Below are 1,280 nucleotides of genomic sequence, written 5' to 3'. Positions count from 1 at the left end.
GGTCTCCCGGACCGGCACCTCCGGTGCCGGCTCCTCGGTTCCGGGCCCTGACGCCACCCCCTCGGCTGCCGGATCGGCGGAAACGGATTCCGGTTCCACCGACGCGGGATCGGAACCCGACTCGCGTTCGGCCACCTCGCCCAGGATCGTCTCGGCGGATTCCGGGCATGCGGGGGCCGGTGCGGCCACCGGCTCCGACACTTCCTGCACGGAACTCTCGTCCGTGGCGATCCGGGGCCGCAGCGCCATGCCGAGCGGTACGGATGCCGTCATCCCGAGCGGAGCGGAGGGAACCGGAGCGGGTGCACCGTCGCCGGGCGGAGCCGAAGGGCCGGATGCCTCGGCGCCCCGGCCCGCGCGGCGGAAGCCGCGACGCGCGGAGTCGGTCTCGGATTCCGGTGGGTCCTGCAGCCAGGCGGGCACGGCAGGACTCGGATCGTTGCGTCTCATCTGTTCCCCCGATTCGATGGTGCCGGCGCACGCTATCAAACCGGGAGGGTTCGTCGGCAGCCGATCAGGCGCGGGGATGGGCCTGATCGTGCGCGGCGCGCAGGCGGGCCACCGAGACGTGCGTGTAGAGCTGCGTGGTGGCCAGACTCGAATGCCCCAGCACCTCCTGGACCACGCGCAGGTCCGCTCCTCCTTCGAGCAGGTGCGTGGCAGCGCTGTGCCGCAGGCCGTGCGGCGCGAGATCCGGTGCGCCGGGCACCGACGAGACGGCCTCGTGCACCACGGACCGGACCTGCCGCTGATCTATCCGCCCGCCGCGTTTGCCCAGCAGCAACGCCGCACCCGACGACGGGCGCACGAGGTGCGGGCGTCCGTGACGCAGCCACGCGTCGATTGCATCCGCCGCGGGAGCTCCGTAGGGGACGATCCGTTCCTTGTCGCCCTTGCCGAGGACCCGGACGACTCGGCGCTCGGCGTCCACATCGTCGATGTCGACGGCGCAGAGTTCCCCGACCCGGATTCCGGTCGCGTAGAGCAGCTCGACGATCAGGCGATCCCGCAGGGCGACAGGATCGAGTTCGCGCGCACCGGATTTCGCGGCCTCCATGACCTCCAGCGCCTGATCGTCGCGGAGTACCGCGGGCAGCGACCGGTGCGGGCGCGGCGAGACGAGGCGCGTCGCCGGGTCGGTGTCGAGACGCCGGGTGCGCTCGAGCCATGCCGTGAAGACGCGTGCCGACGACGTGCGCCGCGCGAGCGTGGCGCGCGCCGCGCCCCCTGTCACCATCCCGGCGAGCCACGAGCGCAGCAGATCGAGGGTCGAAGGAGGT

General features: G+C 72.6%; 1 protein-coding gene and 1 pseudogene. Both read right to left on the bottom strand.

Annotated elements, in window-relative coordinates; all coding sequences use genetic code 11:
* Window positions 1-450: pseudogene (locus R1101_RS30780) on the bottom strand (ATPase); the annotation flags it as partial.
* A gap of 64 nt (window positions 451-514) precedes the next feature.
* Window positions 515-1,280 (bottom strand): tyrosine recombinase XerC (locus tag R1101_RS0123700; protein ID WP_016935649.1); only part of this gene is annotated, 766 nt, incomplete at its 5' end.

The organism is Rhodococcus sp. R1101, assembly GCF_000278445.1.
GTDB classification, from domain to species: domain Bacteria; phylum Actinomycetota; class Actinomycetes; order Mycobacteriales; family Mycobacteriaceae; genus Rhodococcus; species Rhodococcus gordoniae.
The sequence above is the reverse complement of the archived record's forward strand: the minus strand, read 5'-3'. Positions and strand labels throughout refer to the sequence as shown.